General features: G+C 67.5%; 21 protein-coding genes. 6 read left to right on the plus strand and 15 right to left on the minus strand.

Going from position 1 to position 22,789, the window contains the following annotated elements:
* Positions 1-48: 48 nt before the first annotated feature.
* Complete coding sequence (locus tag MLE42_RS10315) at positions 49-858, minus strand: transglutaminase-like domain-containing protein (RefSeq protein ID WP_243287796.1); 810 nt, start codon at positions 856-858, stop codon at positions 49-51.
* Positions 855-2,036 carry a transglutaminase-like domain-containing protein gene (locus MLE42_RS16180; protein WP_275975841.1) on the minus strand — a complete coding sequence of 394 codons (1,182 nt, stop codon included), beginning with the start codon at positions 2,034-2,036 and terminating at the stop codon, positions 855-857. Before MLE42_RS16180 ends, MLE42_RS10315 begins: the two co-directional genes overlap by 4 nt.
* Positions 2,037-2,162: 126 nt before the next feature.
* Between MLE42_RS16180 and MLE42_RS10325 the strand changes: the two genes are divergently transcribed.
* Complete coding sequence (locus tag MLE42_RS10325; RefSeq protein WP_243287797.1) at positions 2,163-2,486, plus strand: hypothetical protein; 324 nt, start codon at positions 2,163-2,165, stop codon at positions 2,484-2,486.
* Here the strand turns inward: MLE42_RS10325 and MLE42_RS10330 are convergent.
* The 8 genes from MLE42_RS10330 to MLE42_RS10365 form a co-directional block, all read right to left on the minus strand.
* The gene (locus tag MLE42_RS10330; protein ID WP_243287798.1) at positions 2,483-3,418 is read right to left on the minus strand and encodes a YihY/virulence factor BrkB family protein; all 936 of its coding nucleotides are present in this window, start codon (positions 3,416-3,418) and stop codon (positions 2,483-2,485) included. The two genes, MLE42_RS10325 and MLE42_RS10330, sit on opposite strands and share 4 nt — an antisense overlap.
* 8 nt (positions 3,419-3,426) lie before the next feature.
* Positions 3,427-3,627: a hypothetical protein gene (locus MLE42_RS10335; protein WP_243287799.1), complete on the minus strand. Its 201-nt coding sequence runs from the start codon at positions 3,625-3,627 to the stop codon at positions 3,427-3,429.
* Between the two features lie 84 nt (positions 3,628-3,711).
* Positions 3,712-6,159 carry an endopeptidase La gene (lon, locus tag MLE42_RS10340; protein ID WP_243287800.1) on the minus strand — a complete coding sequence of 816 codons (2,448 nt, stop codon included), beginning with the start codon at positions 6,157-6,159 and terminating at the stop codon, positions 3,712-3,714.
* 179 nt (positions 6,160-6,338) lie between these two features.
* Complete coding sequence (gene clpX / locus MLE42_RS10345; RefSeq protein WP_243287801.1) at positions 6,339-7,583, minus strand: ATP-dependent Clp protease ATP-binding subunit ClpX; 1,245 nt, start codon at positions 7,581-7,583, stop codon at positions 6,339-6,341.
* 18 nt (positions 7,584-7,601) lie between these two features.
* Positions 7,602-8,072 carry a GreA/GreB family elongation factor gene (locus MLE42_RS10350; protein ID WP_243287802.1) on the minus strand — a complete coding sequence of 157 codons (471 nt, stop codon included), beginning with the start codon at positions 8,070-8,072 and terminating at the stop codon, positions 7,602-7,604.
* 54 nt (positions 8,073-8,126) lie between these two features.
* Positions 8,127-9,107 (minus strand): lysophospholipid acyltransferase family protein, encoded by a 981-nt coding sequence (locus MLE42_RS10355; RefSeq protein WP_243287803.1) that lies wholly within the window; start codon positions 9,105-9,107, stop codon positions 8,127-8,129.
* A 67-nt stretch (positions 9,108-9,174) separates the two neighbouring features.
* Positions 9,175-10,293, minus strand: a complete 1,119-nt coding sequence (locus tag MLE42_RS10360; RefSeq protein ID WP_338029967.1) for a glycosyltransferase family 9 protein — start codon at positions 10,291-10,293, stop codon at positions 9,175-9,177.
* The gene (locus MLE42_RS10365) at positions 10,290-11,600 is read right to left on the minus strand and encodes an arginine deiminase (RefSeq protein ID WP_243287804.1); all 1,311 of its coding nucleotides are present in this window, start codon (positions 11,598-11,600) and stop codon (positions 10,290-10,292) included. The genes MLE42_RS10360 and MLE42_RS10365 overlap by 4 nt, the downstream gene beginning before the upstream one ends.
* A gap of 197 nt (positions 11,601-11,797) precedes the next feature.
* Here MLE42_RS10365 and MLE42_RS10370 point away from each other — a divergent pair, with 197 nt between their 5' ends.
* Positions 11,798-12,379 (plus strand): peroxiredoxin, encoded by a 582-nt coding sequence (locus tag MLE42_RS10370; protein ID WP_243287805.1) that lies wholly within the window; start codon positions 11,798-11,800, stop codon positions 12,377-12,379.
* Positions 12,380-12,701: 322 nt separating this feature from the next.
* Here the strand turns inward: MLE42_RS10370 and MLE42_RS10375 are convergent, their stop codons facing one another.
* From MLE42_RS10375 to MLE42_RS10390, 4 genes are all read right to left on the minus strand, one after another.
* Positions 12,702-12,887 (minus strand): hypothetical protein, encoded by a 186-nt coding sequence (locus MLE42_RS10375; protein WP_243287806.1) that lies wholly within the window; start codon positions 12,885-12,887, stop codon positions 12,702-12,704.
* Positions 12,888-12,902: 15 nt separating this feature from the next.
* Entirely contained in the window at positions 12,903-13,061 is a 159-nt protein-coding gene (locus tag MLE42_RS10380; RefSeq protein WP_243287807.1) for a hypothetical protein, read from the minus strand.
* Between the two features lie 39 nt (positions 13,062-13,100).
* On the minus strand, positions 13,101-14,231 hold the full coding sequence (gene nrfD, locus MLE42_RS10385; protein WP_243287808.1) for an NrfD/PsrC family molybdoenzyme membrane anchor subunit: 1,131 nt from the start codon (positions 14,229-14,231) through the stop codon (positions 13,101-13,103).
* Between the two features lie 68 nt (positions 14,232-14,299).
* Positions 14,300-15,055 carry a 4Fe-4S dicluster domain-containing protein gene (locus MLE42_RS10390; RefSeq protein ID WP_243287809.1) on the minus strand — a complete coding sequence of 252 codons (756 nt, stop codon included), beginning with the start codon at positions 15,053-15,055 and terminating at the stop codon, positions 14,300-14,302.
* Between the two features lie 526 nt (positions 15,056-15,581).
* Here MLE42_RS10390 and MLE42_RS10395 point away from each other — a divergent pair.
* The 3 genes from MLE42_RS10395 to MLE42_RS10405 all read left to right on the plus strand — a co-directional run bounded on the left by MLE42_RS10395 (position 15,582) and on the right by MLE42_RS10405 (position 18,411).
* Positions 15,582-17,087, plus strand: a complete 1,506-nt coding sequence (locus tag MLE42_RS10395) for a sigma-54 interaction domain-containing protein (RefSeq protein ID WP_243287810.1) — start codon at positions 15,582-15,584, stop codon at positions 17,085-17,087.
* Positions 17,088-17,323: 236 nt separating this feature from the next.
* Positions 17,324-17,650 carry a sll1863 family stress response protein gene (locus MLE42_RS10400; protein WP_243287811.1) on the plus strand — a complete coding sequence of 109 codons (327 nt, stop codon included), beginning with the start codon at positions 17,324-17,326 and terminating at the stop codon, positions 17,648-17,650.
* Between the two features lie 149 nt (positions 17,651-17,799).
* On the plus strand, positions 17,800-18,411 hold the full coding sequence (locus MLE42_RS10405; protein WP_243287812.1) for a 1-acyl-sn-glycerol-3-phosphate acyltransferase: 612 nt from the start codon (positions 17,800-17,802) through the stop codon (positions 18,409-18,411).
* A 24-nt stretch (positions 18,412-18,435) separates the two neighbouring features.
* Here the strand turns inward: MLE42_RS10405 and MLE42_RS10410 are convergent, their stop codons facing one another.
* A complete protein-coding gene (locus MLE42_RS10410) occupies positions 18,436-21,309 on the minus strand; it encodes a DUF748 domain-containing protein (protein ID WP_243287813.1) in 2,874 nt (957 codons plus the stop codon).
* A gap of 152 nt (positions 21,310-21,461) precedes the next feature.
* Here MLE42_RS10410 and MLE42_RS10415 point away from each other — a divergent pair, with 152 nt between their 5' ends.
* Positions 21,462-22,781: a cyclic 2,3-diphosphoglycerate synthase gene (locus MLE42_RS10415; protein WP_243287814.1), complete on the plus strand. Its 1,320-nt coding sequence runs from the start codon at positions 21,462-21,464 to the stop codon at positions 22,779-22,781.
* The last annotated feature ends 8 nt before the right edge of the window (positions 22,782-22,789 follow it).

Here is a 22,789-nt window from a genome sequence, read left to right on the forward strand (position 1 = left end):
CTCCGATATCTGCATGCGTCCGCCGCCCCGGCGGATGCCGACCTGCCCTCAATGCGCCCCGGCCTCCGCCTGGGCCCGCAGGGCTGCGTAGGCCTCCGCCAGGGCCGCCAGCGTCCCGGTTTGGGCGTCGAGGTCCTCCGTTCCGCGGAAGGCGCTTGAGGCGTGGGGCTCCAGGGCCCGGACCGCCTTCTCCCAGGCGGGCCAGGCCGGCAGGCTCCGGACGCGCCCGCCCTCCATGGCGCCGAAGGCCTGGAGGAGGTAGGCCTCGCTGCGGGGCTCCGGCGGCCAGCCAGGCTGGACGGCCTCCACGAAGACCGGGGCGATCATGTCGGCCACGGCGGCGGGCCGGGCCCCGAAGCCCAGCCGGGCCGCGGCCCAGGCCTCGCCTCCCACCACACCCAGCGAGGAGTCCGCCGGGAACCAGGCTCCGCTGGCGGGATCGCGGACTTCCAGCCAGCGGTGGTCGTTGTGCTGGTACCCGAAGACGCTGAAGCTGGGCCCGCGCGCGGCCACCTTGGCCCGGGCCGAGGCCTGGCGGCGCTCGGAGGGGGCCTGGAGGTTGATCTCCTGCACCCAGCGGGCCTCGAAGCCCCCGGCCTTCAGCAGATCCTGGAGCACCTTCGCGTGGTCCGCGCAGTTGCCGCTGCCCCGGGCCAGGATCTCGTCCACGCTCCGGGTGCGGTAGTCCGTGGCCACCCAGGGCATGCGCCGGTGGAGGTGGTCCACCAGGGCCCGCACCCGGGCCTCCGCCGTCCCCGGGCGGGCCAGGACCGCCAGGGCCTCCGCCCGCGACAGGGACGGCGTCTCCTGGGCGGTTAGGAGCGCGGGCAAGAGCAACAGAAGGCCGGAGCGCGTCATGGCCGGACCCAGAAGGCGGCGGGATCGTGGATGATGAGGCCCCCAGCGGCATCGCGGGCGGGCCGCGGGGGGAAGGCCGCGGCATCCAGGGTCACGTAGCGGCGGTCCGGCCGGGACTCGTAGCCGAAGGCGCTCTCCACGGGGCAGGTGATCCGCACCAGGTTCTTGGCCATGTAGGCCTTGTACGTGGCCGGGTTCTCGGGACGCCCGTTCCAGTTGGCGCCCTTGGCCAGTTCCAGCGGCCCGCCGGAGATGAGGCGCTCGCGTACCTCGGCGATGGAGAGGGGGCGGCCCTGGCCGTCCGTGAAATACGCCTCCATGGTGGGATCCATGTAGAGCCACTGGCCCAGGTCGTTGGACCACACGGTGGTGATCACGTGGCAGTCCGGGTCCTTCTCGTCCAGGGGCTGGCAGGTGACCTGGCGGGACTTGAAGCCCATGGCGAGGTAGGCCTCGTTGAGGATGGTGGCCATCATGCGGCAGTTGATCCCGCGCTTCTCCGTGCGGCACACCTCCAGCAGGTGGAGGGCGTTCATGGGCTCGGGGTTCTTGGAGTTGCCGTCGTGGCGGACCTGGGCGTGGACCCAGCGCATGAGGTTCACGATCCGTTCGAACTCGGGGCCGCTCCCGGCCACCTCGTCGAGGCGGCAGACCTTCCGCAGGGCCGCCAGCTCGGGCGCGTCCGGGGCCTGGTAGGCGAAGGCCGGGGCCGTGCGACCAGCTGGGGCGGGCCCGTAGTCCTGGAAGCGCCGGAGGATCCCCACGAAGTCCCCCCGCTCGCGGACGATGCCCTCCAGCCAGAGGAAGCCCGGCTCCTTCCGCAGGGGGTCCAGATCCGTGTCCACGCTGAAGGTGGTCCAATCCTTGAGACCTTCGCCCACCGCCAGGCCCAGGAAGGCCAGAGCCTCGCCGCGGCGGCCCAGGAGCGAGGCCGCGCAGGCCATGTTGTAGTGCACGCCGGCCCGCATCTCGGCGCCGAGCTGCGTGAAGCCGGGAGATTGGGCCCGCACGGCCAGGATCGTCAGGGCCTCCTGGAATCTCTTCCCCTTCCAGAGCTCCTGGATGCGGGCGTTCTCCGCCTGGAGCTCCTGCGGCGGCGGAGGCGCCTGGGCCCGGAGCACGGTGGTGAAGGGCAAGGCGAGAGCCAGGCCCAGCAGGGCCAGCCGGAATCGGCGCATGGAATCCTCCCGATCATGGGATCCGATGGTGCGGTTACGGGGTTGCGGAACCCCGGATTAGAGGGGGGGGGGGTTGACGACCGGCCCGGCGGCACCTTTCATGGGAGCACCCGCCAGGAGGCCTCCATGATCGTCCGCCTGTGGCATGGCCGCGTCCCCTCCGCCCGGAAGGAGGCCTACCGGGATTTCCTCCGGGCCCGGGCCATCCCCGACTACCAGTCCACCCCCGGGAACCGCGCCGTGTTCATCCTGGAGCGCGAGGAGGGGGGGATCGCGCACTTCCAGACACTCACCTTCTGGGAGGATCTCGACGCCATCCGCCGCTTCGCGGGCGACCCCGTGGAGACGGCGAAGTACTACCCCGAAGACCGGGACTTCCTCCTGGAGTTCGAGCCCACGGTGGCCCACTGGGACGTGGCCGGCCAGTCCGTGCCGGGCCTGGTCCCCTAGGGCCGCCCGGCCGGCTCCCCCTTCGCCCGCAGCCACGGCGGCACGGGGGTGGCGCCGGTCTCGTGGCGGTAGAAGGCGGCGGTGATCTCAGCGCCCAGCAGCAGAATGGCGCAGCTGTAGTAGAGGAAGGTCAGGCCGGCCACGATGCCCAGCAGCGAGCCGTACATGATGCCCCAGGTCATGGTGTGCCGCAGGTAGACGCCGAAGCCCCACTTCGCCAGCCACCACAGGGCCGTGGAAATGCCCGCGCCCAGGAGGGCGTGGCGGAACTTCACGTGCAGGCGCGGAAGGTGCTGGAGCACCATGGTCACCACCACCAGGCCCAGCAGGGGCGCCAGGTACGGCAGGAAGTCCGTCTGCCTGGCGGGGAGGAACTTCCGCAGGGCGCCGCCCACCAGGAGGGCGAGGAAGATCACCAGGGTGAGCAGACCCACCACCAGGAACGTCACCTGGCGCAGCAGGTGGTTCTTGCGGGTCTGCCGGTGCTTCTTGATCCGCAGGCCGAAGACGTGCGCCAGGCTGGTGTCCAGCTGGCTGATGCCCCAGTAGCTGCCGAAGAGCAGCACGACCCAGGACAGGCCCATGCCGCCGATCTTCTGGCTGTTGGCCACGGCGTCCACGACGAACTCGCGCGGCAGGTAGGGCACGATCTCCTGCAGCGTCTTCAGCGTGCCGGGGCCGTAGGCGCGGCTGCCCAGGATGGCGCCCAGCAGCTTGAAGAGCAGGGTGGACAGGGGCACCAGGCTGACGATCAACCAGAAGCTGAGCCCCGCGGCGTAGCTCAGGCAGTCGTCCTTGTGGTACTTGCCCAGCACCTCCATGGTGAAGGCCCCGGCCCGGCCCAGGGGCGGCACCGCCCGGGCGATCTCAAGCCAGATCCGCTCCAGGGTGGCGACCAGGTTCGCCCAATGGCCCAGGACCTTCTCGACCACGGCGGCTCCTAGAAGCGGACGGGATGCCGGGGCAGCAGGTACATCAGCCAGGCCAGCGCCAGGCCGATGCCGATGAGACCCGCCGCGTGCTTGAGGATCGAGGCCCGCGTCCGCTCCGGCCGCGTCGTCGGATGGAGGAGCCCCAGCACCAGGGAGATGCCGAGCCCCATGACGACGAAGTGGATGACGTGGCTGGAGAGGAAGCGCATGGAATCAGGCTATCAGCTATCAGCTGTCAGCTGTCAGCCAGGACGAGGCTGCCGCTGAGAGATGAGAGCTGACAGCCGATGGCTCTATTGCGCCGTCGCCGGATTCTCGCGGCCGGGACCGGCGGATTCGGACCCCAGGGGCTGGGGCATGCGGGTGAGGGCCAGCTGGATGACCTCGTCCATGTGACTGACGAGGTGGATGCTGAGCTGCTCGCGCACCTCGGCGGGGATCTCCTCCAGGTGGCGGGCGTTCTCGCTGGGGATGAGCACGGCCTTCCGGCCCTGCCGGTGGGCGGCCAGGAGCTTCTCTTTGAGGCCGCCGATGGGAAGCACGCGGCCCCGCAGGGTCAGCTCGCCGGTCATGGCCAGGTCTCCCCGGGCGGGAATGCCCGTCAGCACGGAGATGAGGGCGGTGGCCAGGGTGATGCCGGCGCTGGGGCCGTCCTTGGGGATGGCGCCCTCGGGCACGTGGACGTGGAGGTCCACCGAATCCAGGAAGTCGCGCTTCAGGCCCAAGCGCTCGGCCCGGGCGCGGACATAGCTGAGGGCCAGGTTGGCGCTCTCCTGCATGACCTCGCCCAGCTTGCCCGTGAGCTTGAGGATGCCCTTGCCGGGCAGCACGGCCGCCTCGATGGTCAGCAGGTCGCCGCCCGTGGGGGTCCAGGCCAGGCCGTTCACCAGGCCTGGCGGGGCCGTGTCCTCGGCGCGGGTCTCCAGGAACTTCTCGGGGCCCAGCAGCTTCGGCACGCGCTCGGCGGTGATCAGGGGATCGAAGGCCTCCCCCGCGGAATCCGACAGGTGGGGCTGGAGCGTGTGCCGCGCCAGCTTGCGGAGGATGTTGGCGATCTCGCGCTCGAGCTGGCGGACACCTGCCTCGCGGGTGTAGTCCTGCACGAGCTTCTCCAGGGCCGCGGGCTCGAAATGCACACCCAGGTCCTTCATGCCGTGGCCTTCCAGGGCCCGGGGCAGCAGGTGCTGCTCGGCGATGGCCAGCTTCTCCTTGGTGGTGTAGCCCGAGAGCTCCAGCACCTCCAGGCGGTCCTCCAGGGGCTCGGGAATCTGGTGGCGGATGTTGGCCGTGGCCAGGAAGAGCACCTGGCTGAGGTCGAAGCCCACGTCCAGGTAGTGGTCCTGGAAGTTGGCGTTCTGCTCGGGATCCAGCACCTCCAGCAGGGCGGAGCTGGGATCGCCGCGGAAGTCCGAGGCCATCTTGTCGATCTCGTCCAGCAGCATGAGCGGGTTGCGGACCTTGGCCTTCTTCATCAGCGAGATGATGCGGCCCGGCATGGAGCCGATGTAGGTGCGCCGGTGGCCGCGGATCTCGGCCTCGTCGCGCACGCCGCCCAGGGAGAGCCGCACGAAGGGCCGGTTCAGGGCCCGGGCGATGCTGCGGGCCAGCGACGTCTTGCCGACGCCGGGCGGGCCCACCAGGCAGAGGATGGGTCCGCGCAGTGCTGTCCGGGTGGGACCGCCCGGCTCTTCGAGCTTCTGCGCCTCCCCCGGATCATGTTGACCCTGCAACCGCGCCATGACGGCCAGGTGCTCCAGGATGCGGGCCTTGATCTTGTCGAGGCCGGAGTGGTCCTCATCCAGCACCCGCTCGGCCTCCATGAGGTCCAGGCGCTCGTCGGCCATGGTTGTCCAGGGCAGCGCCAGCAGCCAATCCAGGTAGGTGCGGCTGACGGTGGCCTCGGCGCTCTGGGGCGGCATGGCCTCCAGGCGCTCCAGCTCCTCCAGGGCCTTGGCCTTGGCCTCGGCGCTCATGCCGGCCGCCTCGATCTGGTCCTTCAGCCGGGCGAACTCGTCCTTCTCCTCCTTCTTGCCCAGCTCCTGCTGGATGACGCGCATCTTCTCGTTCAGGACGTACTGCTTGTGATCCTGGTCCAGGCGCTGCCGGGTCTTCTCGTCCAGGGTGCGGTCCACCTCGGAGCGGGCGGCATCCAGCTCCAGCAGGCGCATCATGGCCTCGAGCCGGGGCCCGATCTCGAGCTGATCGAGGATCTCCTGCTTCTGCTTCACCTCGGCAGGCAGGAGGCCGGCCACGGTATCGATGGCCTTGCCCAGGGGCAGCTCGCGGATCTGGTCCATGCTGAGCAGCCGCGAGGCGTCGGAATTGCGGCCCAGGAAGGCCTCCACCGCCTGGTGGAAGGGCTGGAGGGACTCGGTGGGGGGCTGGGTGGGCTCCGCCAGCAGGTAGGCCTCGGCCTGGATGATCTCGCCGCTGTCGTCGTAGCGGCGCAGGCTCACCCGGGCGATGCCCTTCACGCCCACCTTGTAGTAGTCCTTGGGCAGGGCGAGGACCGATTCGACCAGGGCCAGGGTGCCGATGGGGTAGAGGTCGTCCTGGCCCGGCGCCTCCACCTTGGCGTCCTTCTGCGTGAGCATGAGCAGGTGGTCGCCGGCCTTGATGGCCAGCTCCAGCGTGCGCACCGAAGCCGAGCGGCCCACCACGAAGGGCACCCGCGCGCCCGGGAAGAGCACCATGTCCCGGATGGGGATGGCCGGCAGGGTCAGCGTTTTGGGAACAGCCAAGGGGGCGCCTCAATTCATCCGGGATTTCGTCCGGGCATCAACAAGGGGTGAAAGGCAACAACGCGCGCGGAGGGTCGCGGAGGAGGCGGAGGGCGCGGAGAGAGGCTTCCAGGCTCGGCTGCCATTCTCTGCATTCTCGGCCATCTCCGCGTCCCTCCGCGTGAGGAGTATTAAAGCGTTCAGCCCGCGGCGGAGATGGGCTGGGAGGGCAGACCCAGCACTTCTTCCACCTTCTGCCGGGTGATGCGCAGGGACTCGCGCGAGGTGCGCTTGTCCGAAGGCAGCTCGTACATGGGCTCCAGCAGGATCTGCTCCACCAGGCTGCGGAGGCCCCGGGCGCCCAGCTTGCGGGTCAGGGCCTGCTCGGCGATGGCGTCGATGGCGCCATCCTCGAAGCTCAGGTCCACATCGTCCATGTCGAAGAGCTTCACGAACTGCTTGGTGATGGCGTTCTTGGGCTGGGTGAGGATGGCCACCAGGGCCTCCCGGTCCAGGGGCGTGAGGCCCGCCACCACCGGCAGGCGGCCCACCAGCTCGGGGATGAGGCCGAACTTGATGATGTCCTCGGGCTCCACCAGGCGCAGCAGGTTCTCCTTGTCCTCCTTGGAGGAGGGCGTGGAGCCGAAGCCCACGGCCTTGGCGCGGATGCGCTGCTTGATGATGTCCTCGATGCCCACGAAGGCGCCGCCGCAGATGAACAGGATGTTGCTGGTGTCCAGCTGGATGAACTCCTGGTGCGGGTGCTTGCGTCCCCCCTGAGGGGGCACGTTGGCGACCGTGCCCTCCACCAGCTTGAGGAGGGCCTGCTGCACACCCTCGCCGCTGACGTCGCGGGTGATGCTGGGGTTCTCGCTCTTGCGGCCCACCTTGTCGATCTCGTCGATGAAGACGATGCCCCGCTGGGCCCGCTCCACGTCGTAGTTGGCGGCCTGGAGCAGCTTGGTGAGGATGTTCTCCACGTCCTCGCCCACGTAGCCGGCCTCGGTCAGCGTGGTGGCGTCGGCCATGGCCAGGGGCACGTCCAGGAAGCGGGCCAGGGTCTGGGCCAGCAGGGTCTTGCCCGTGCCCGTGGGGCCCAGCAGCAGGATGTTGCTCTTGGACAGCTCGACTTCGGGGCCGCCCAGGGCCTTCCGGGGAGTGACGATGCGCTTGTAGTGGTTGTAGACCGCCACGGAGAGGCGCTTCTTGGCAGACTCCTGGCCGATGACGTAGTCATCCAGGAAGGCCTTGATCTCCTTCGGGCGGCTGAGCCTGGCGTCGGGCTTGCCCAGGGGCTTGCCCTGGCGGCTCATCCGCAGCTGGAGCTGGCCCGCCTCCAGGCACTCGTTGCAGATGAACGCCTCTGGCCCCGCGAGGAGCTGCTCCACCTCGTGGGGCTCCTTGCCGCAGAAGGAGCATTTCTGCTCGCGCTTGTACTTGTTCATGGCGGGACCTCGCCGGACCTAGGCTACATCGTGAATGGTCTTCAGTTCCAGGATCTCGAAGCGCCGGATGCCCGCCGGGATCTGGACCCGCACCTCGTTGCCCTCCTCCTGGCCCACCAGCGCCATGCCGATGGGGGAGCTGATGCTGAGATGCTGGGGATGGCCGTCGAGTTCCTCAGGGAGCACCAGCTTGAAGGTGAACTCCTCCTCGGAATCCAGGTCCAGGATCGTGACTTTGGACCCGTAGGCGGCCCGGGTCTTGGGCAGGCGGCTGATGTCCAGGCTGGCCACCTCGGAGATGCGCTTCTCCAGCGTCACCAGCTTGTTCTGGAACATGTCCCGCTTGGCGAGGGCCTGTTCGTATTCGGCGTTCTCGGACAGGTCGCCCTGACCGGCGGCCCGGGCGATCTCCTGGGGGATGTCTACCAGGAGGGCCTGCTTGACGGTCTTGAGTTCCTGTTCGAGCTTCGCAAGCACGTGCTTGGGCATGGGGGGTGTCCTGGTAAAGGGGGTCAAAAAAAATGGCGGGCCGAAGGGGCCCGGTCAGGCAAGGGGTGGTTGGATCGATTCTACCCACTCCCGGGGCGGAAGCGGAGCCGGGAGGGGGTGGCCCTCCTCCGGTCGGGTCTTGAAGCGGCGGTGCATCCAGAACCACCAGCGGGGGTCCTTGCGGATCTGGGCCTCGATGCGGGCGGTCATGAGCTGGGTGGCCACCCAGGCATCCCTTGCCGCGTCTCCGGTGGCGGGCACGTGGAAGGCGGGCTCGAAGCGCACGGTGGTGGTGCCGTCGGGGTTGGGCCAGCTGAAGACCGGCAGCACCGGCAGGTCGTAGCGGGCGGCCAGGCTGCCCGCCGTGGAGAAGGTGGAGGCCCACTGGCCCAGGAACCGGACGAACACCCCGCTGGTGAGGGCGTCCTGGTCCAGCAGGAACCCCACGCCCCGCCCCGACTTGAGGGCCTTCAGCGTGTCGCGCATGGCGCCGTCCTTGAGGATCACCCGGTTGCCGAACCGGGTGCGGAAGGCCAGGGAGATGGGTTCCAGCAGGGGGTTGTCCAGCTCCCGCCCGATGGCGTCAATGGTACGACCGAGGCGGCTCTGGGCCAGGGCGACGGCCTCCCAGTTGCCGTAGTGGCCGGTCAGCTGGATGAAGCCTTTGCCCGCAGCCTGGACGGCATCGAAATGCTCCAATCCCTCGACCTTGATCCAGCGGTCCAATTCCTCGGGCGTGGCGTGGCGCAGGCGCAGGAGGCTCACGAACAGGCCGCCGAAGTGGCGGAAGCAGGCCAGGGAAAGGGCCCGGGTCTCGGCCTCGGACAGGTCGAGGTCCGCGAACCGCAGGTTCTCCCGGACGATGCGGCGGTGCCGGGGGTCCACCAGATAGAACAGCGTGCCCGCCCCCTCGCCCAGAGTCTGGACGGTGGTCATGGGCAGGCGGCCGAGGATCCCGTCCAGCAGGCGGAACAGCCCGTACTCCAGGCGGTGCCGGAGCTTGGGTCGGGGGGTCTGCGGGGGGGTGGGGGTCAAGTCGGCCCTAAAAAAAGGGGCGCCTCGGGTGACGAGGCGCGGAAATTCAGTCTAGCAGGAACCTCGCTCAGGATTCCTTCATTAGCATTTCCAGCACTTCCATCACCCTCGCCGGAGAGATCCGGTGGGCGCTGGAGCCGTGGGTGGGGAAGCCGCCCGGGGCCGCCGGATCGCAGTCCACATCCGGCCCCCGCAGGGGCAGGGCCCGGGGCCCGATGGGGTTCACCCAGACCTCGGGGCTGGGCCCGAAGAGGGTGACCGTGGGCCTTCCCGTGGCGGCGGCCGTGTGGGCCAGGCCCGTGTCGATGGCCACGTTGCCCAGGGCCGCGGCCTGGATGGCGCAGGCTTCGGGGAGGGTGGTCTTCCCGGCCAGGTTCAGGGCCCCGGGGACGGCGCCCGCCAGGGCCTCGCCCAGGGGCACCTCGTCGGGTCCGCCCAGCAGCACCGGACGGAAGCCCTGCCCCTGGAGCAGGCGCATCAGCTCGGGCCAGGTGTGATCCTCGGGGAACCAGCGCTTGCCGAAGCCGCGGGTGCCGAAGGCCAGGGTGACGTAGGGCTCCCCGCCCCAGCCCTCGGCCTGCAGCTTGTCCGGCCCCTTGTGGCCGCCCAGCAGGGCCGGGGTCAGGGGCAGCCAGAGGGCCCGGCCGTCGCCCGTGAGGGCCTCCAGCAGAGGCTGGATGCGGGTGGCGATGTGGAGGGGCAGGTTCCGGTAGCGGATGCTGTGGTGGTACAGCAGGCGCAGGTGGTTGTCGGCGATGCCGGCCCGGAGGGGCACCCGGCTCAGCCAGGCGGCAAAGGGCAGGCGGGCGCTCTGGGAGAGGTTCAGGAAGGCCGCGGGCGGACGCTTGCGCCAGCCCCGCACCAGGGCCCAGGGGTCGGGCTTGGCCGCCCCGCCGCCCTCGATGTGGGCCTCGGCGATGAAGGTGGGATCGGCCTCGGAGAGCAGGGCGGCTCCGATGTGGTGGCCCACCGCGATCCAGCGGAGCTGCACGCCCCGCTCCGCCGCCACGGCATTCCAATGGTGCTGGAGGGTGCCCAGGAAGGGCAGCGTCATCACCACGTCGCCCAGCTGGCGCGGGAAGCGGATCCACACCTCCGGGGCCGCGCCTCCGGCCAGGGCCCGGTCGAAGTGGGTCAGGGCCGGGTGGCGGCCGGCGCTCAGGTCGCCTCCGCGACCGGCGCTCACGCGCCCTCCCGAGAGAGTGGCATGGTCATGCAGCGCGGCCCGCCCCGGGCGCGGCTCAGCTCGCTGGCCTCGATCTGCACCAGGTACTTCCCTCCGTCCAGCAGGTCCAGGGCGGGATCCGCCAGGACCTCCTTGGCGTTCAGCACCTTGTAGCCGGCCCGGTCGAGCGCCTCGGCGGTGGCCAGGTTGCGGCCGTAGCTGGTGATGACGCCCGGCGCCAGGCAGAAGGCGTTGGCGCCGTCGGTCCACTGCTCCCGCTGCTGGAGGATGAAGTCGTTCCCGCCGCAGAAGATGGGCCTCAGGTCGATGCCCACGCCCCTCAGCGCCTTCAGCAGGCTCGGGTGGGTGCTCATGCGCAGCTCGGGGTGCCGCAGGTCGATGCTGGTGACGTTCAGCAGCTCCCGGCTGCCCTCCACGAAATAGGGCGGGTAGAGCAGGCACTCACCCTCGCTGGTGCGGGTGAAGATGGTGTCCAGGTGCATGGCGCTGCGCTTCTTGGGCATGAGCACCATGAGCAGGTGGTCGAAGCTGCTGTCGTCCTCGGCGCGATGGTCGCGGAGGCTCTCGGCCAGGAGCTGGATGGCGTCCGCCTGGGTGCGCTCGGAGCAGCCCACCACCAGGACCTTGCGGCTGAGCACGAGGATGTCGCCGCCCTCCAGGCTCACGGGAGCCTTGATCTCGCCGCGGATGAGGGGCGTCACCTGGTCGAACCACTTGTCGTGCTCCGTGTGGTGCCGGAGCCGCGGGTGGTGCCGGAAGACGTAGCTGAGAATGAGAGGCTCGCGTTCCCGGGCCCAGGTGGCCATGGAGTTCACGCTGTAGCCGTCGCCGATGACCGAGGCCGGGTCGCGCATGAACAGCAGGTTCGGGATGGGCCGCACCCGGTAGTCGAACTCCTCTTCCCAGTGGGTGTGGGCGGGCATGTCGTCCCAGGGCAGGCCGCCGATGACACTGCGGGCCACGTCCGCCGGGGTCATGTCCCGCAGCAGGTTGCAGGTGTCGTCCGGCAGACCCACCAGGCGCCGCAGATCCTCGACGAAGGCCAGCTTCACCCCTTCGTCCTGGAGGGCCTCGATGAAGAGGTCCTGGATGTCCAGCACCTCGTCGGCCACCCGGGCCAGCACTCGGCGGAACTGGGCATGCTCCTGCCGGGCGAGGTCACCGTAGAGGATGTCGTCGAAGAGGAGCTTCTCCATCATCCCGGGCACCATCAGGTCCACTTCCGGGCCGGGGTTGTGGACCACCACCTGCCGGAGGCGGGCGGTCTCGGAGAACACGGAAAGCTGGATCGGCTGAATGGGCTGCATGGGGGTCCTTGGGGGGGCCGGAACCCCGCAGCGTAGCATGGAAGCCTTGTGACTTCTGCATCTGCGTTCTTCAGTTGACCCACGGGTTTGGTATACTTTACTGATTTAGTCAGATATTTTCCTTGAACCCCGGGGAGGCTGGTCCTAGCCTGATTATTCCCAACGAAACCCGGGGCAAGACCCCTTCTGGAGGCTTCATGGCCGCGTTCGTCACCCAGCCCGCACCCGATTTCAAGGCCGATGCCCTGGTCAACGGCGAGTTCAAGCAGATCTCGCTGTCCGACTACAAGGGCAAGAAGGTCGTCCTCTTCTTCTACCCCCTCGACTTCACCTTCGTCTGCCCCACGGAGATCCTGGCCTTCGCCGACGCCCTCAAGGAGTTCGAGGCCCGCAACACCCAGGTCATCGGCGTGAGCGTGGACTCCAAGTTCAGCCACCACGCCTGGGTCAACACCCCCCGCAAGGAGGGCGGCATCCAGGGCGTGACCTTCCCCCTGGTGTCCGACCTGAACAAGACCATCGCCCAGGACTACAACGTGCTGCTGCCCGCCGGCATCGCCCTGCGCGGCCTGTTCATCGTGAACAAGGAGGGCATCCTCAAGCACATCACCGTGAACCACAACGACCTGGGCCGCAGCGTGGAGGAGGTCCTCCGTCTCCTCGACGCCATCGACTTCACCGAAGAGCACGGCGAAGTCTGCCCCGCCAACTGGCACAAGGGCGAGAAGGCCATGAAACCGACCTTCGATGGGCTCAAGGCCTACGCTGCCACTAAGTAGACAGGCAGAGCACGCACGAAGCGGGCGCCGAAAGGCGCCCGCGGCGCGTACGCAGAGGCGGAATGGCCGAAGGCCATGACCATCCGACCGTAGCGAAGCGGAGGGAGGATAGGGCCGCATCGGCGCAGCCGATGGCGGGGGCGGAGCCCCGAGGACCGGAGGCCCGAGCCAAGCCGACCTTCGACGGGCTGAAGGCCTACGCCTCCGCCAAGTAGGACGGCAGAGCATGCACGAAGGGGGCGCCTTGCGGCGCCCCCTTCGTGTACCCCGTGCCAGGATGGCCCCCGACGTCTGGCCGCTGACCTGCACTTAAACCTGAGGTTCAAGGGTGAATCGGTCTGTGGCCCTCGGCTCCCTGGAACGGGGCGGGTCCCGCCGACAGATTCAATCGCGTGGCCGTTCCCTGGGGATCTTCCCGCCTGGCTTTCGCCCGCCGGGAGACGGCCTGCACGACAAAGTCCGTGCCGACGAAGGCGAGGATCAGGAACAGGACGAGCAGCATGGTCATGGCTGGCCTCCGGATCTAGTGTTTGCGGTGTGATTCCCTGCGCTGAAGGACGAACTCACGGATCGCCTCGCCGCAGATCCAGGCGATCAGCACGAAGGCTGCGATTCCGAGCGCGCTGTTCGTGATGTTCAACATGAGCGTTTCTGGGTTCTTCCAATTGGCCAAATCGAACATGTAGACCTCCTGTAGGACATTCACTGAGGGGAACTCCACTCACCGGGACTCCAGGTCCCCGCCTTCACGGGAGATGAAGATGGGTTCCGGCCGCCCGGTCACGACCTCCTTTCGAGGGCGTGGGCCGGCCACCATGGGCTCGAAGATCGGCAGGTGCTTGACGATGAAGGAGAAGGCACTGAACCCGATCGCCGTGATGCCGAGCGTGATGAACACCTCGATCAGGGACGGGAAGTAGGTCTGCGCGGGGTAGTGCTCCAGCCCGGTGATCGCGGTATTCATCCGGTTGAAGGCGAACCCGACCACCACCAGCAGGGTCGCGGCATACAGCCCCCGCCGCGAGGTCCGGACCCTTTCCATCAGCAGCATCGCGAACGGGATGACGAAGCCGATCAGCAGCTCCGCGTAGAACGCGAGGCTGTAATAGGTGAGGGCCGTCAACTCGCGCAACGCCCCCCTGGTCAGAAGATCCTGGACCCGGACGACGACGTACACGGCCAGCGCGACGGCGATGATCTTGGCCAAGTTGGCGCGGAGCGGCGTGGGAAGGAGGTCGCGCCCTCCGCGGGCGAAGATCAGGGATTCGAGGATGACCATCGAGATCCCCGACGCGATGCAGGAGATGAAGAAGAGGACTGGCAGCAGCGGCGTGTACCAGAGCGCGTGCAAGCGGTTCGGGACGATCAGGTACAGCGAGCCGAACGAGGACTGGTGCAGGGTGGACAGCAGCACTCCGAAGATCATGAGCGGCAGCGAGATGGCGTGAATCCACTTGATCGGCGAAACGATATTCAATTTTTCGAGGACGATCGGAGCGAACTCCAGGGAGAGGACCGTGGTGTACAACATGAGACACCAGCTGATCTCGCACATCACCGAGTGCGGATTCCACATGACCAGGGGATGCCAGAAATGGTCCGGGCGGCCGAGGTCGATGATGAGAACCAGCACCACCAGCAGGTACCCGATGAAGGCCGTCAGGATCGCGGGTCGCACGATGGGCTCGTACTCCTTGGCGTGGAACAGGTTGACAGCAGCCACGATGGTGAAGCCCGAGGCGGCGAGTCCGATCCCGAGGAAGTCGAAGCCGATCCAGAGCCCCCACGGGAACTCATCGCTTAGGTTCGTGGTGGCGCCGAGTCCGTAGTTGAACCGGGCGAAGGCCGCCATGGCCCCGGCCAGGATCAGGGTGGTGGCGATGGGGTGCCATCCGGTGATACGTGGCAGACCTGGGATCTTCATGGCTTATCCTCGGGCGGGCGGGTCGGGTCCTTCTTCTGGGAGGCCTCGAAGGCCTGGACTTTGGCGCGTCGGTTGGTGATCCACCAGACACCGCCGAGCAGGACCCCTCCCACGGAAAGCACATTGGGAACCTTGGAAAGGGCGCTCATGGTCAACATGGGCATGGGCGTCTTCCCCATCCGGGAATCGAAGCCCAGTTGCTCGAACGGAACCGGGCTTAGGTAGAACATGGATGTGCCGCCAACATCATCCTTCCCGTAGATCCTGTGAACGAACTTGGCCGGCTCGGCGTTGATCCGGCGGGCCGCCTCGACCAGCAGTTCCTCGCGGTCGCCGAACTGGGTCGCCCCGGTGGGGCAGGCTTCGGCGCAGGCGGGCTGAAGCCCCCTGGCCAGCCTGGACGCGCAGAACTTGCACTTCTGAATGCGAGGCTTGGTGCTGCTCCATTCGTATTTCGGGACGTGGAAGGGGCAGGCCTGCAGGCAATAACGGCAACCGATGCATTTCTCGGCATCGTAAGCCACGGGGCCGGCTTCCGTCTTGCTGAGAGCGCCCACGGGGCAGACGGACACGCACGTGGGCACATCGCAGTGCTGGCACATGCGGCGCACGTACAGGTCGTTGTACTTGTCCAGAGCCGTGTAGGCGGTCAAGGACAGGTACTTTTCTTCGCCAGGGGGAAGCCGGTTCTCTTCCTTGCAGGCGCCCTGGCAGGCGTTGCACCCGACACATAGGGTCAGGTCAATTAGCATGGCTTTCTTCTGACTCATGGTCTCAGCCCATCCATCAGGATGAAAAATTTTTTATTTCTTGATTCCATAGGATATTGGCCACATTCCCACTGGCTATAGTCAAGTCCCATGCCAGAGCGGAGGAACGATCGCGCATTATTCATCTGTTTTAATGATTAACCTTAAATTACGGATGTCATCCAACTCAGACCCAGGCCGTGCCCCACCCGCCACGCCAGGACGCGGAACCGTCAAATGCGACGGATGCAGGCTTGGATTGGGACTTGATGGGTCCTTGAACAGTTCGTAAAGACTCGATGTGGAATTTCGGGATTCGCGGGATTGCGAAGGGAAAAGTCCTACATTGATTGATGACCGGTTGGTATTTAACAAATTGTCGGGGGCTGTAATGTCTATGCACCACGGACCTTACGCATTCCATTCCCGCCAGACCTCCGGAGTCCGTTTTCGTTTCGACCCAGTTCAAGGCCGGAGGCACCGGTCCCTCGCGGCCCTCGTGTCCGAACTGCTCCTGAAGCGGACTGAAATGAATGCCATTCTCGACACGACTCCAAACGCCGTCTGCATCCTGTCCAAGGACGGGGTCACCCGGTGCAATCCCGCTGCCCTCCGGATGTTTGGTGCCACCTCCCTCGATGAGCTTCGGGAAACCTTCGGAAGGAATGTGGAGGGGTTCACCCTTCGATGGCCAGGCAGCCAGTTCCCCCTCCGCGAGGAGGAGCGCCCGCTCACACGCGCCCTCTCGGGGGAACGGTTGACCGAAATTGTTCTGGCCACCCACGCTGGGACCGGCGATGAAATCATCCTCCGGATCACGGCCGCGCCCATTCTGAACATGGGCCGCATCATCGGTGCCGTGGGCGTCCACTCGGATATCACCTGGGGAAGGCGGGTGGGAGTTCCCCCTGCCCCATCTGGCCAGGAGCCGCTGATGGGGAGCGGGCGGCCAGGCCAACCCACGCACCCGCTCTCGAAGGAACAGGCACTCCGGGAACAGGCGGAAGCAGAACTCCACAGGGCTCACACGGAGATCCAGGAGCTGAAGAAGCATCTTCAGGCGGGGCACGCGTACCTGTTCCAGGAGACCAACCGCACCTACAACTTCGGTGAGGTGATCGGACAAAGCCGCTGCCTGGAGGACGTTTTCTACCGGGTCGAAGCCGTGGCACCGCAGGATTCGACGGTGCTGCTGTTGGGCGAGACGGGAACGGGCAAAGGACTGGTGGCCCGCGCCATCCACAGCAGGAGCCTGCGCAAGCACCGCCCCCTCATCACCGTCAACTGCACAGCCCTGCCCGGCAACCTGATTGAAAGCGAGCTCTTCGGGCGCGAGAAGGGCGCCTTCACGGGGGCCAGTTCCCAGCAGCTGGGCCGATTCGAACTGGCCGACAAGGGCACCATCCTCCTGGACGAGATTGGCGATCTGCCTTTCGAGCTGCAGGCCAAACTGCTGCACGTCATCCAGGAAGGTGAGTTCAGCCGCCTGGGCAGCGCAAAGACGGTGAAGGTCGATGTCCGCATCATCGCGGCCACGAACCGGGACCTCTACGAGGAGATCCGGCTGGGCCGCTTCCGGGAGGATCTGTTCTACCGGCTCAACATCTTTCCCATCACCGTGCCCCCCCTGCGGGAGCGCAAAGAGGACATCCCCCTGCTCGTCGAGTATTTTCTTGATAAATTCAACCGCAAGCTTGGGAAAAACATCCGAATGGTCACCAACGGCACCATGGATGATCTCATGGCCCACTCCTGGCCCGGCAATGTGCGGGAGCTGGAGAGCGTCATCGAGAGGGCCGTGATCATCTCCAAGGGCACGACCTTGCAGGTGCTGGATCATTTCGAGGCCCCCTCCCTGGCCGGGCCGCAGGATGAAGGGAAGCCGCTGGTCGATCTGGAGCGCGACTACATCGATCAGGTGCTGCGGAAGACCAACTGGAGGATCGAGGGCAGCAACGGGGCGGCCCGCATCCTCGGCCTGAATCCGAGCACCCTCCGCGGCCGGATGCGGAAGGAGGGCATCCACCGCCCCTGACCAGGCGGAGGCCCGTCGCATTTGGCGAATCCGCACCATGGCGCGGTGGGTCACGCCAGGATTTCGGCTGTGCCAGCAGGCATGGGTCGATCAAGCTGTACATCTATAACAATTAAGATTAATTTTTTATCTTTACATTGTCTGGCATGTGATTTGACACCTCCAGGTCCAGGTCGTCAAAGGGCAGGTGCTGGGCCCTGGACCGACATTCCAACCCTTCTGGACTGGATGGAACGATGCGCGTCAACGAAGGCGTCCCTCTGCCTCCCCCCTCCTCTTTCTCAAGGCGAAAGGCCGACACCGAGCGGCTGGAGGCCCAGCTCGCGGAATGGACCGCGACCATCGCGCAGGCCCGCGCCAGGGCGAAGCGGTGCAGGTCAGACACCGGGCTCGAATTCGACCGGATCGCGGATGAGCTGCAACTCCTGCGGAATGAGGCTGGCGCCCAGGTCATGCGCCTGAAAGGTTCGACCGGCCTCGACGGGGAGGGCCTGCTGACGGAACTGGACAACCGATGGGAGCTCCTTCGCACCCGCCTTCGGCGGGCCGAAGCTGAGATCTGAGCGGATGTCGAAGGTGATCCATGGGGGTGAGGAATCTGAATGGCGATGGGACGGCAGGCGGTGCCCTTCTGTCATTGGAAAAGGAGGGCGGTTACCCTGTGAGGCCCCATCTCACAGCAGACCCAGTCCCAGCTCTCCCGAGGCATCGCTTGCACCAGCCCACACCCTACCCAGTCCCCATTGAAGCCCTCCGCCAACCCCGGGGCTGGCTGTGGCGGGCCCTTGGGCGGGCCTACCTGCGCCTGGGCGGCTGGCGCATCGAGGGGGCCTTCCCGGAGGATCCCAAGTTCACCACCATCGTGGCCCCCCACACCTCGAACTGGGATTTCGTGGTGGGCGTGGCGGTGGTCTTCGCCCTGGAGCTGCGCGTGTCCTGGCTGGGCAAGCACTCCCTCTTCCAGACCCCCCTCAGGCGCTTCTTCCTCTGGCTGGGCGGCATTCCCGTGAACCGGCAGGTGCGCCACGGGGTGGTGGATGCCTGCGTGAAGGCCTTCGAGGGCGTCCCCGCCCTCCTGCTGGCCCTGGCGCCCGAGGGCACCCGCAAGGGCGCGAGCCAGTGGCGATCCGGCTTCTACTGGATCGCGACGGCGGCCGACGTGCCCATCTGGCCTGTGGGCTTCGACTTCCGCGACCACGTGATCCGGCTGATGCCCGTGTTCCACCCCACCGGGAACCTGGAGACGGACCTTCCGCTCATCCAGGCCCTGTTCGACCGCGTGCATGGCCTGCGGGAGCGCCCCTTGGAAGCCCCCGGAAGCTGAGGCCGCCCCTATCGGAGAGCGGCGCTATTTCAGCGTGAACGCCACCGCGGCACCCTTGGCCTGGCCGGTGCGGACCTGGAAGACCCGCGTCGGATCGGCCTTGGCGGTGTCGAGCAGCCAGCCGAGCACCCCCTTGGCGCGGGCGTCCGCCAGCTGGGCCAGGTCCGTGGGATCCACCTTCTGGACGCCCAGCAGGCGCTGCTCCATCTCCGCAGGGGGCGGGGGCGGCGCGGGTTTCTCGCCCTTGGCGGGCTTGGGCGCGGGGAAGGCGGCGTCATAGGCGGCCTTGAGCCAGCGCTCCCGCTCGCCGGGCGGCACGGGGGCGTCCTCCGCCTTGAGCCCCTGGGCCCGGGTGCGGCGCAGCAGCGCTTCGAGCGACGCCTTGCGCAGGGCCCCGCCGTCCTGGCCTTCGTCCACGGCGCCCTCGGCTTCAAGGCGCAGCTCCGGCCGCTCGTGGAGAGCCTTCGCCAGGGCCTGGAGCTTGGCGGTGCCCGCGGTGTCCAGGGTGCTGGAGCCCGGCGCGAAGGCCAGGCTGCTGAGGTCGCCGGAGTCGCCGCCGAAGAGTTTGCCGATCAGCGTGAAGGGTGAGGTGGCGATCTTCCCCAGTAGGTTGAAGATGGCCTTCCACACGAGCTTTCCGTACTTCACGTCGGGATCGTCGAGGTTGCCCTCGATGGGCAGGTCGAAGGCGATGACGCCCCGCCGGTCGCGCAGGATCGCCAGGCCCAGCTTCACGGGCAGGCCCGTGGCGTCGGGGCTCTGCACCTTCTCCCCCAGGTAGAACTGGTCGAGCTTCACGGCGTTCTCGGACTTCAGGTTCCGATGGTCAATGCGCAGGCGGGCGTCCACGTCCAGCTTGCCCTTCTGCACGGTGTAGCCCAGGTACTTGCCCGTGTAGGGGGTGAAGTCCGTGAGGTCGGCACCCAGGATCTTCAGCGCCACGTCCGTGTCCAGGTCGTGACGCAGGGGCATGGCGTGGCCCGTGATGGTGATGGGCGCCAGGCCCCCGGCCCGGCCCTTGAAATCCACCTTGGACACCGCGTCGGGATGGCCGGAGAGGCCCAGGTAGCTGCCCTCCAGGTCGCTGAGCACCAGGGCCGCATTGGGCTGCACGGAGCGGTCGATGAAGCTGAGGCGCCCGCCGGCGATGGCGAGCTTGGCGATGGCCAGGTCCGGCGCGGCGGCGGGGGTGGCGGGAACCACGGCGGCGGTGACGGCCGGGGGTTTGCCCTCGGGAGCCAGGCGCAGGGCCCGGGCCACGTTGGTGCTGCCGTCCGGCTGCATCACCAGCCGGCCCTCAGGCTCGGTCCAGTCCACGGCCTGGATGGCCACGGACATGGGCGCCGTGCGGATGTCCGCGCCGGTCAGGCGCAGCGCCTTCCAGCGCACGAAGGGCTCGTTCAGGCCCGCATCCCGGGCCTCCAGGGACTGCACGGAGGCCGCGCCCTGATAGGAGATCCCGTCGGTCTTGCGGCCCTCGAAGGCGAAGCGCACGCGGCCGTCGGCCCCCAGCTTCCCGGAGGCGATGCGCAGGTCCAGGGCCGTGTCCAGGTAGGGATCCCAGGGTGCCAACTCCAACCCCTCGGCCTTCAGCTGGAGGTCGCCCGTGGCCTTCAAGGGCGCCAGGCGGCCCTCCACCTTGAGGGAGCCGGTACCCAGCTTCAGGTCCAGCGAAGCTTGGCTGCTGGCCTTGGGATCCAGGCTCAGATCCTGCCAGCGAAGGTTCACGTCCGTGGCCTCCACCTTCACGGGGCGCACCGGGCCCAGGTCCTCCCACCCGAGCCGGAAGCCCTTCAGGGCCAGGTCGCGGATCAGGAGCTGGAGCGGTTTCTCGTCCTTCTTCTTCTCCTTGGGCGTGGGCGGCGCGAGGAGGCGCACCACGTTCAGGGCGCCATCCTTGGCGGCTTGGACCCGGAGGATGCCCTGCTCGGCGGTGATGGAGCCCAGTACCACCGAGGGCACCAGCAGGTCGGCCTTGCCATCCTTGACCTCGAGCGAGGGCAGCTCGATGGCGGGCTCGGCGACACCGCGCTCGGCGATCTTCAGGTCCTTCACGCTGAGATCCAGCCCCGACAGTTCCGCGACGTGGCGGCCCTTGGACCACTCGAAGCGGTACTGGGCCCGCACGGTGCCCGTGCCGCTGCGGATCTCGCTGGAGACCTGCTCCTGCTCATAGGGGCGGTACTTGGGCAGCGACAGGTTCTCCAGCAGCAGGGTGCCCTTGGAGGCGAAGGGCTGGAAGCCCAGGTCCCCCTTCCAGGCCACGTGCTCCTTGGCCTCCGTCCAGGCCTCCAGGGAGACGCCGCTGCGATGGCCCACCTCGGTGCGCAGGTTGTCCAGGCGGAAGGCGATGGGCCCCAGCTCCGAATGGAAGGGGGCCGAGGCGGACCGGTCCGTGAACTCCACCCGCCCGTCCTGGAGCTGGAAGCGGCGGACATCCAGGATCCAGGCCGAAGGTGGCGCCTCCTGGGCGGGAGTGCCCGGCTTCTGCTCCTCTTCGAGCAGATCCTGGAAGTTGAGGCGTCCCTCGGGGTCCAGGGCCGTCCGGACGGTGAGGCCATCGACCTCGATGATCGCGAACCCCACCGTGTGGCGCAGGAGCCGCCAGACGTAGGGATTCACATAGGCGCGCCGGAGGGTGATCCAGTCGCCGCCGCCCCGCTCGGCCACCCGCAGGCCTTCGACGGTGACCCCGAAGGTGAAGGGGTTGAACCGCAGCCGGGCCAGGGTGGTAGGGCGTTTCAGAGCCCGGGTGGCCGCCCGCTCGATCCGGGGTTTCGCCAGGGCCGGAATCAGGAAGAAGCCCGCCAGGACCCACAGCGCGTAGATTCCCGCCAGCACGAGGATCAACCGGCGCCACCGGCGGAGGAAGGCCGAGAGGGAGGCTGGAATGGGCATGGAAGAAGCATAGACCTTCCCGTGCGGTGTGATTCAAGCCACTTCCTGTTCTCAACCACCTCCCGGGACGGCTATCCTCCTTCCGTCGCGGTGCCGCCAGGACTGCCACCCCCGAGCGTGTCGGCGCACCGCTGGACCGAGAGGCTTGTGTCATGTCGGCACGACGCGTGGTGATCCTGGGAGCCGCCGGACGCGACTTCCATAACTTCAACACCGTGTACCGGGACAACCCCGCGTACCAGGTGGTGGCCTTCACCGCCACCCAGATCCCGGGCATTGAGGGCCGCCGCTACCCGGCCGTGCTCGCCGGGAAGCTCTACCCGGAAGGCATCCCCATCCTGGACGAATCGGAGCTGGTGGACCTCATCCACCGCGAGAAGGTGGATGTGGCCGTCTTCTCCTATTCGGATGTCACCCACGCCACGGTGATGCACCTGGCCAGCCTCTGCATCGCGCACGGCTGCGACTTCGAGCTGCTGGGCGCGGACAAGACCATGATCAAGTCCACCAAGCCCGTCATCGGCATCACCGCCGTGCGCACGGGCGCCGGCAAGAGCCAGACCACCCGCTACATCAGCAACATCCTGAAGAAGCTCGGCAAGAAGGTCGTGGCCATCCGCCACCCCATGCCCTACGGCGACCTGGCCAAGCAGGCCTGCCAGCGCTTCGCGGACTACGGCGACTTGGACAAGCACGAATGCACCATCGAGGAGCGCGAGGAGTACGAGCCCCACATCGACAACGGCTTCGTGGTCTACGCCGGCGTGGACTACGAGCAGATCATCCGCAGCGCGGAGAAGGAGGCCGACGTCATCCTCTGGGACGGCGGCAACAACGACCTGCCCTTCTACAAGAGCGACCTGCACCTCTGCGTCGCGGATCCCCTGCGTTCCGGCCATGAGATGGCCTACCACCCGGGCGAGGCCAACTTCCGCATGGCCGACATCATCCTCATCAACAAGTGCGACAGCGCCAAGGAGGCCGACATCAAGGCCATCGAGGACAACGCCGCCCGGGTGAACCCGAAGGCCCGCGTCATCCGCGCCCACAGCCCCGTCACCTGCGACCGCCCGGAGCTCGTGAAGGGCAAGCGCGCCCTCGTCATCGAGGACGGGCCTACCCTCACCCACGGCTCCATGACCTATGGCGCCGGCGTGGTGGCCGCCAAGGCCGTGGGCGCCCACGAGATCGTGGATCCCACCCCGTACGCCGTGGCCTCCATCGCCGCCACCTACCGCAAGTATCCCAACGCCCAGGGCATCCTGCCCGCCATGGGCTACGGCGACCAGCAGGTGAAGGATCTGGAGGCCACCATCGAGGCCACCCCCTGCGACGTGGTGCTCAGCGGCACCCCCATCGACCTTACCCGCGTCCTCAAGGTCACCAAGCCCATGACCCGCGTCCGCTACGACCTGGCGGAGATCCGGGAGGGGGTGCTGGAGGCCGAGGTGCGCAAGGCCCTTCGGATGTAGGTTTCGCA

The sequence above is a fragment of the Geothrix terrae genome (assembly GCF_022808775.1).
GTDB classification, from domain to species: domain Bacteria; phylum Acidobacteriota; class Holophagae; order Holophagales; family Holophagaceae; genus Geothrix; species Geothrix terrae.

Excerpts from the sequence above, each read along its gene's own strand:
- MLE42_RS10395 (WP_243287810.1), top strand. The coding sequence starts at position 15,582 with ATGAATGCCATTCTCGACACGACTCCAAACGCCGTCTGCATCCTGTCC.
- MLE42_RS10380 (WP_243287807.1), bottom strand. The coding sequence starts at position 13,061 with ATGTTCGATTTGGCCAATTGGAAGAACCCAGAAACGCTCATGTTGAAC.
- MLE42_RS10315 (WP_243287796.1), bottom strand. The coding sequence starts at position 858 with ATGACGCGCTCCGGCCTTCTGTTGCTCTTGCCCGCGCTCCTAACCGCC.
- MLE42_RS10400 (WP_243287811.1), top strand. The coding sequence starts at position 17,324 with ATGCGCGTCAACGAAGGCGTCCCTCTGCCTCCCCCCTCCTCTTTCTCA.
- MLE42_RS16180 (WP_275975841.1), bottom strand. The coding sequence starts at position 2,036 with ATGCGCCGATTCCGGCTGGCCCTGCTGGGCCTGGCTCTCGCCTTGCCC.
- MLE42_RS10390 (WP_243287809.1), bottom strand. The coding sequence starts at position 15,055 with ATGCTAATTGACCTGACCCTATGTGTCGGGTGCAACGCCTGCCAGGGC.
- nrfD (WP_243287808.1), bottom strand. The coding sequence starts at position 14,231 with ATGGCGGCCTTCGCCCGGTTCAACTACGGACTCGGCGCCACCACGAAC.
- clpX (WP_243287801.1), bottom strand. The coding sequence starts at position 7,583 with ATGAACAAGTACAAGCGCGAGCAGAAATGCTCCTTCTGCGGCAAGGAG.
- MLE42_RS10370 (WP_243287805.1), top strand. The coding sequence starts at position 11,798 with ATGGCCGCGTTCGTCACCCAGCCCGCACCCGATTTCAAGGCCGATGCC.
- MLE42_RS10325 (WP_243287797.1), top strand. The coding sequence starts at position 2,163 with ATGATCGTCCGCCTGTGGCATGGCCGCGTCCCCTCCGCCCGGAAGGAG.
- MLE42_RS10375 (WP_243287806.1), bottom strand. The coding sequence starts at position 12,887 with ATGACCATGCTGCTCGTCCTGTTCCTGATCCTCGCCTTCGTCGGCACG.
- MLE42_RS10350 (WP_243287802.1), bottom strand. The coding sequence starts at position 8,072 with ATGCCCAAGCACGTGCTTGCGAAGCTCGAACAGGAACTCAAGACCGTC.
- MLE42_RS10410 (WP_243287813.1), bottom strand. The coding sequence starts at position 21,309 with ATGCCCATTCCAGCCTCCCTCTCGGCCTTCCTCCGCCGGTGGCGCCGG.
- MLE42_RS10335 (WP_243287799.1), bottom strand. The coding sequence starts at position 3,627 with ATGCGCTTCCTCTCCAGCCACGTCATCCACTTCGTCGTCATGGGGCTC.
- MLE42_RS10365 (WP_243287804.1), bottom strand. The coding sequence starts at position 11,600 with ATGCAGCCCATTCAGCCGATCCAGCTTTCCGTGTTCTCCGAGACCGCC.
- MLE42_RS10415 (WP_243287814.1), top strand. The coding sequence starts at position 21,462 with ATGTCGGCACGACGCGTGGTGATCCTGGGAGCCGCCGGACGCGACTTC.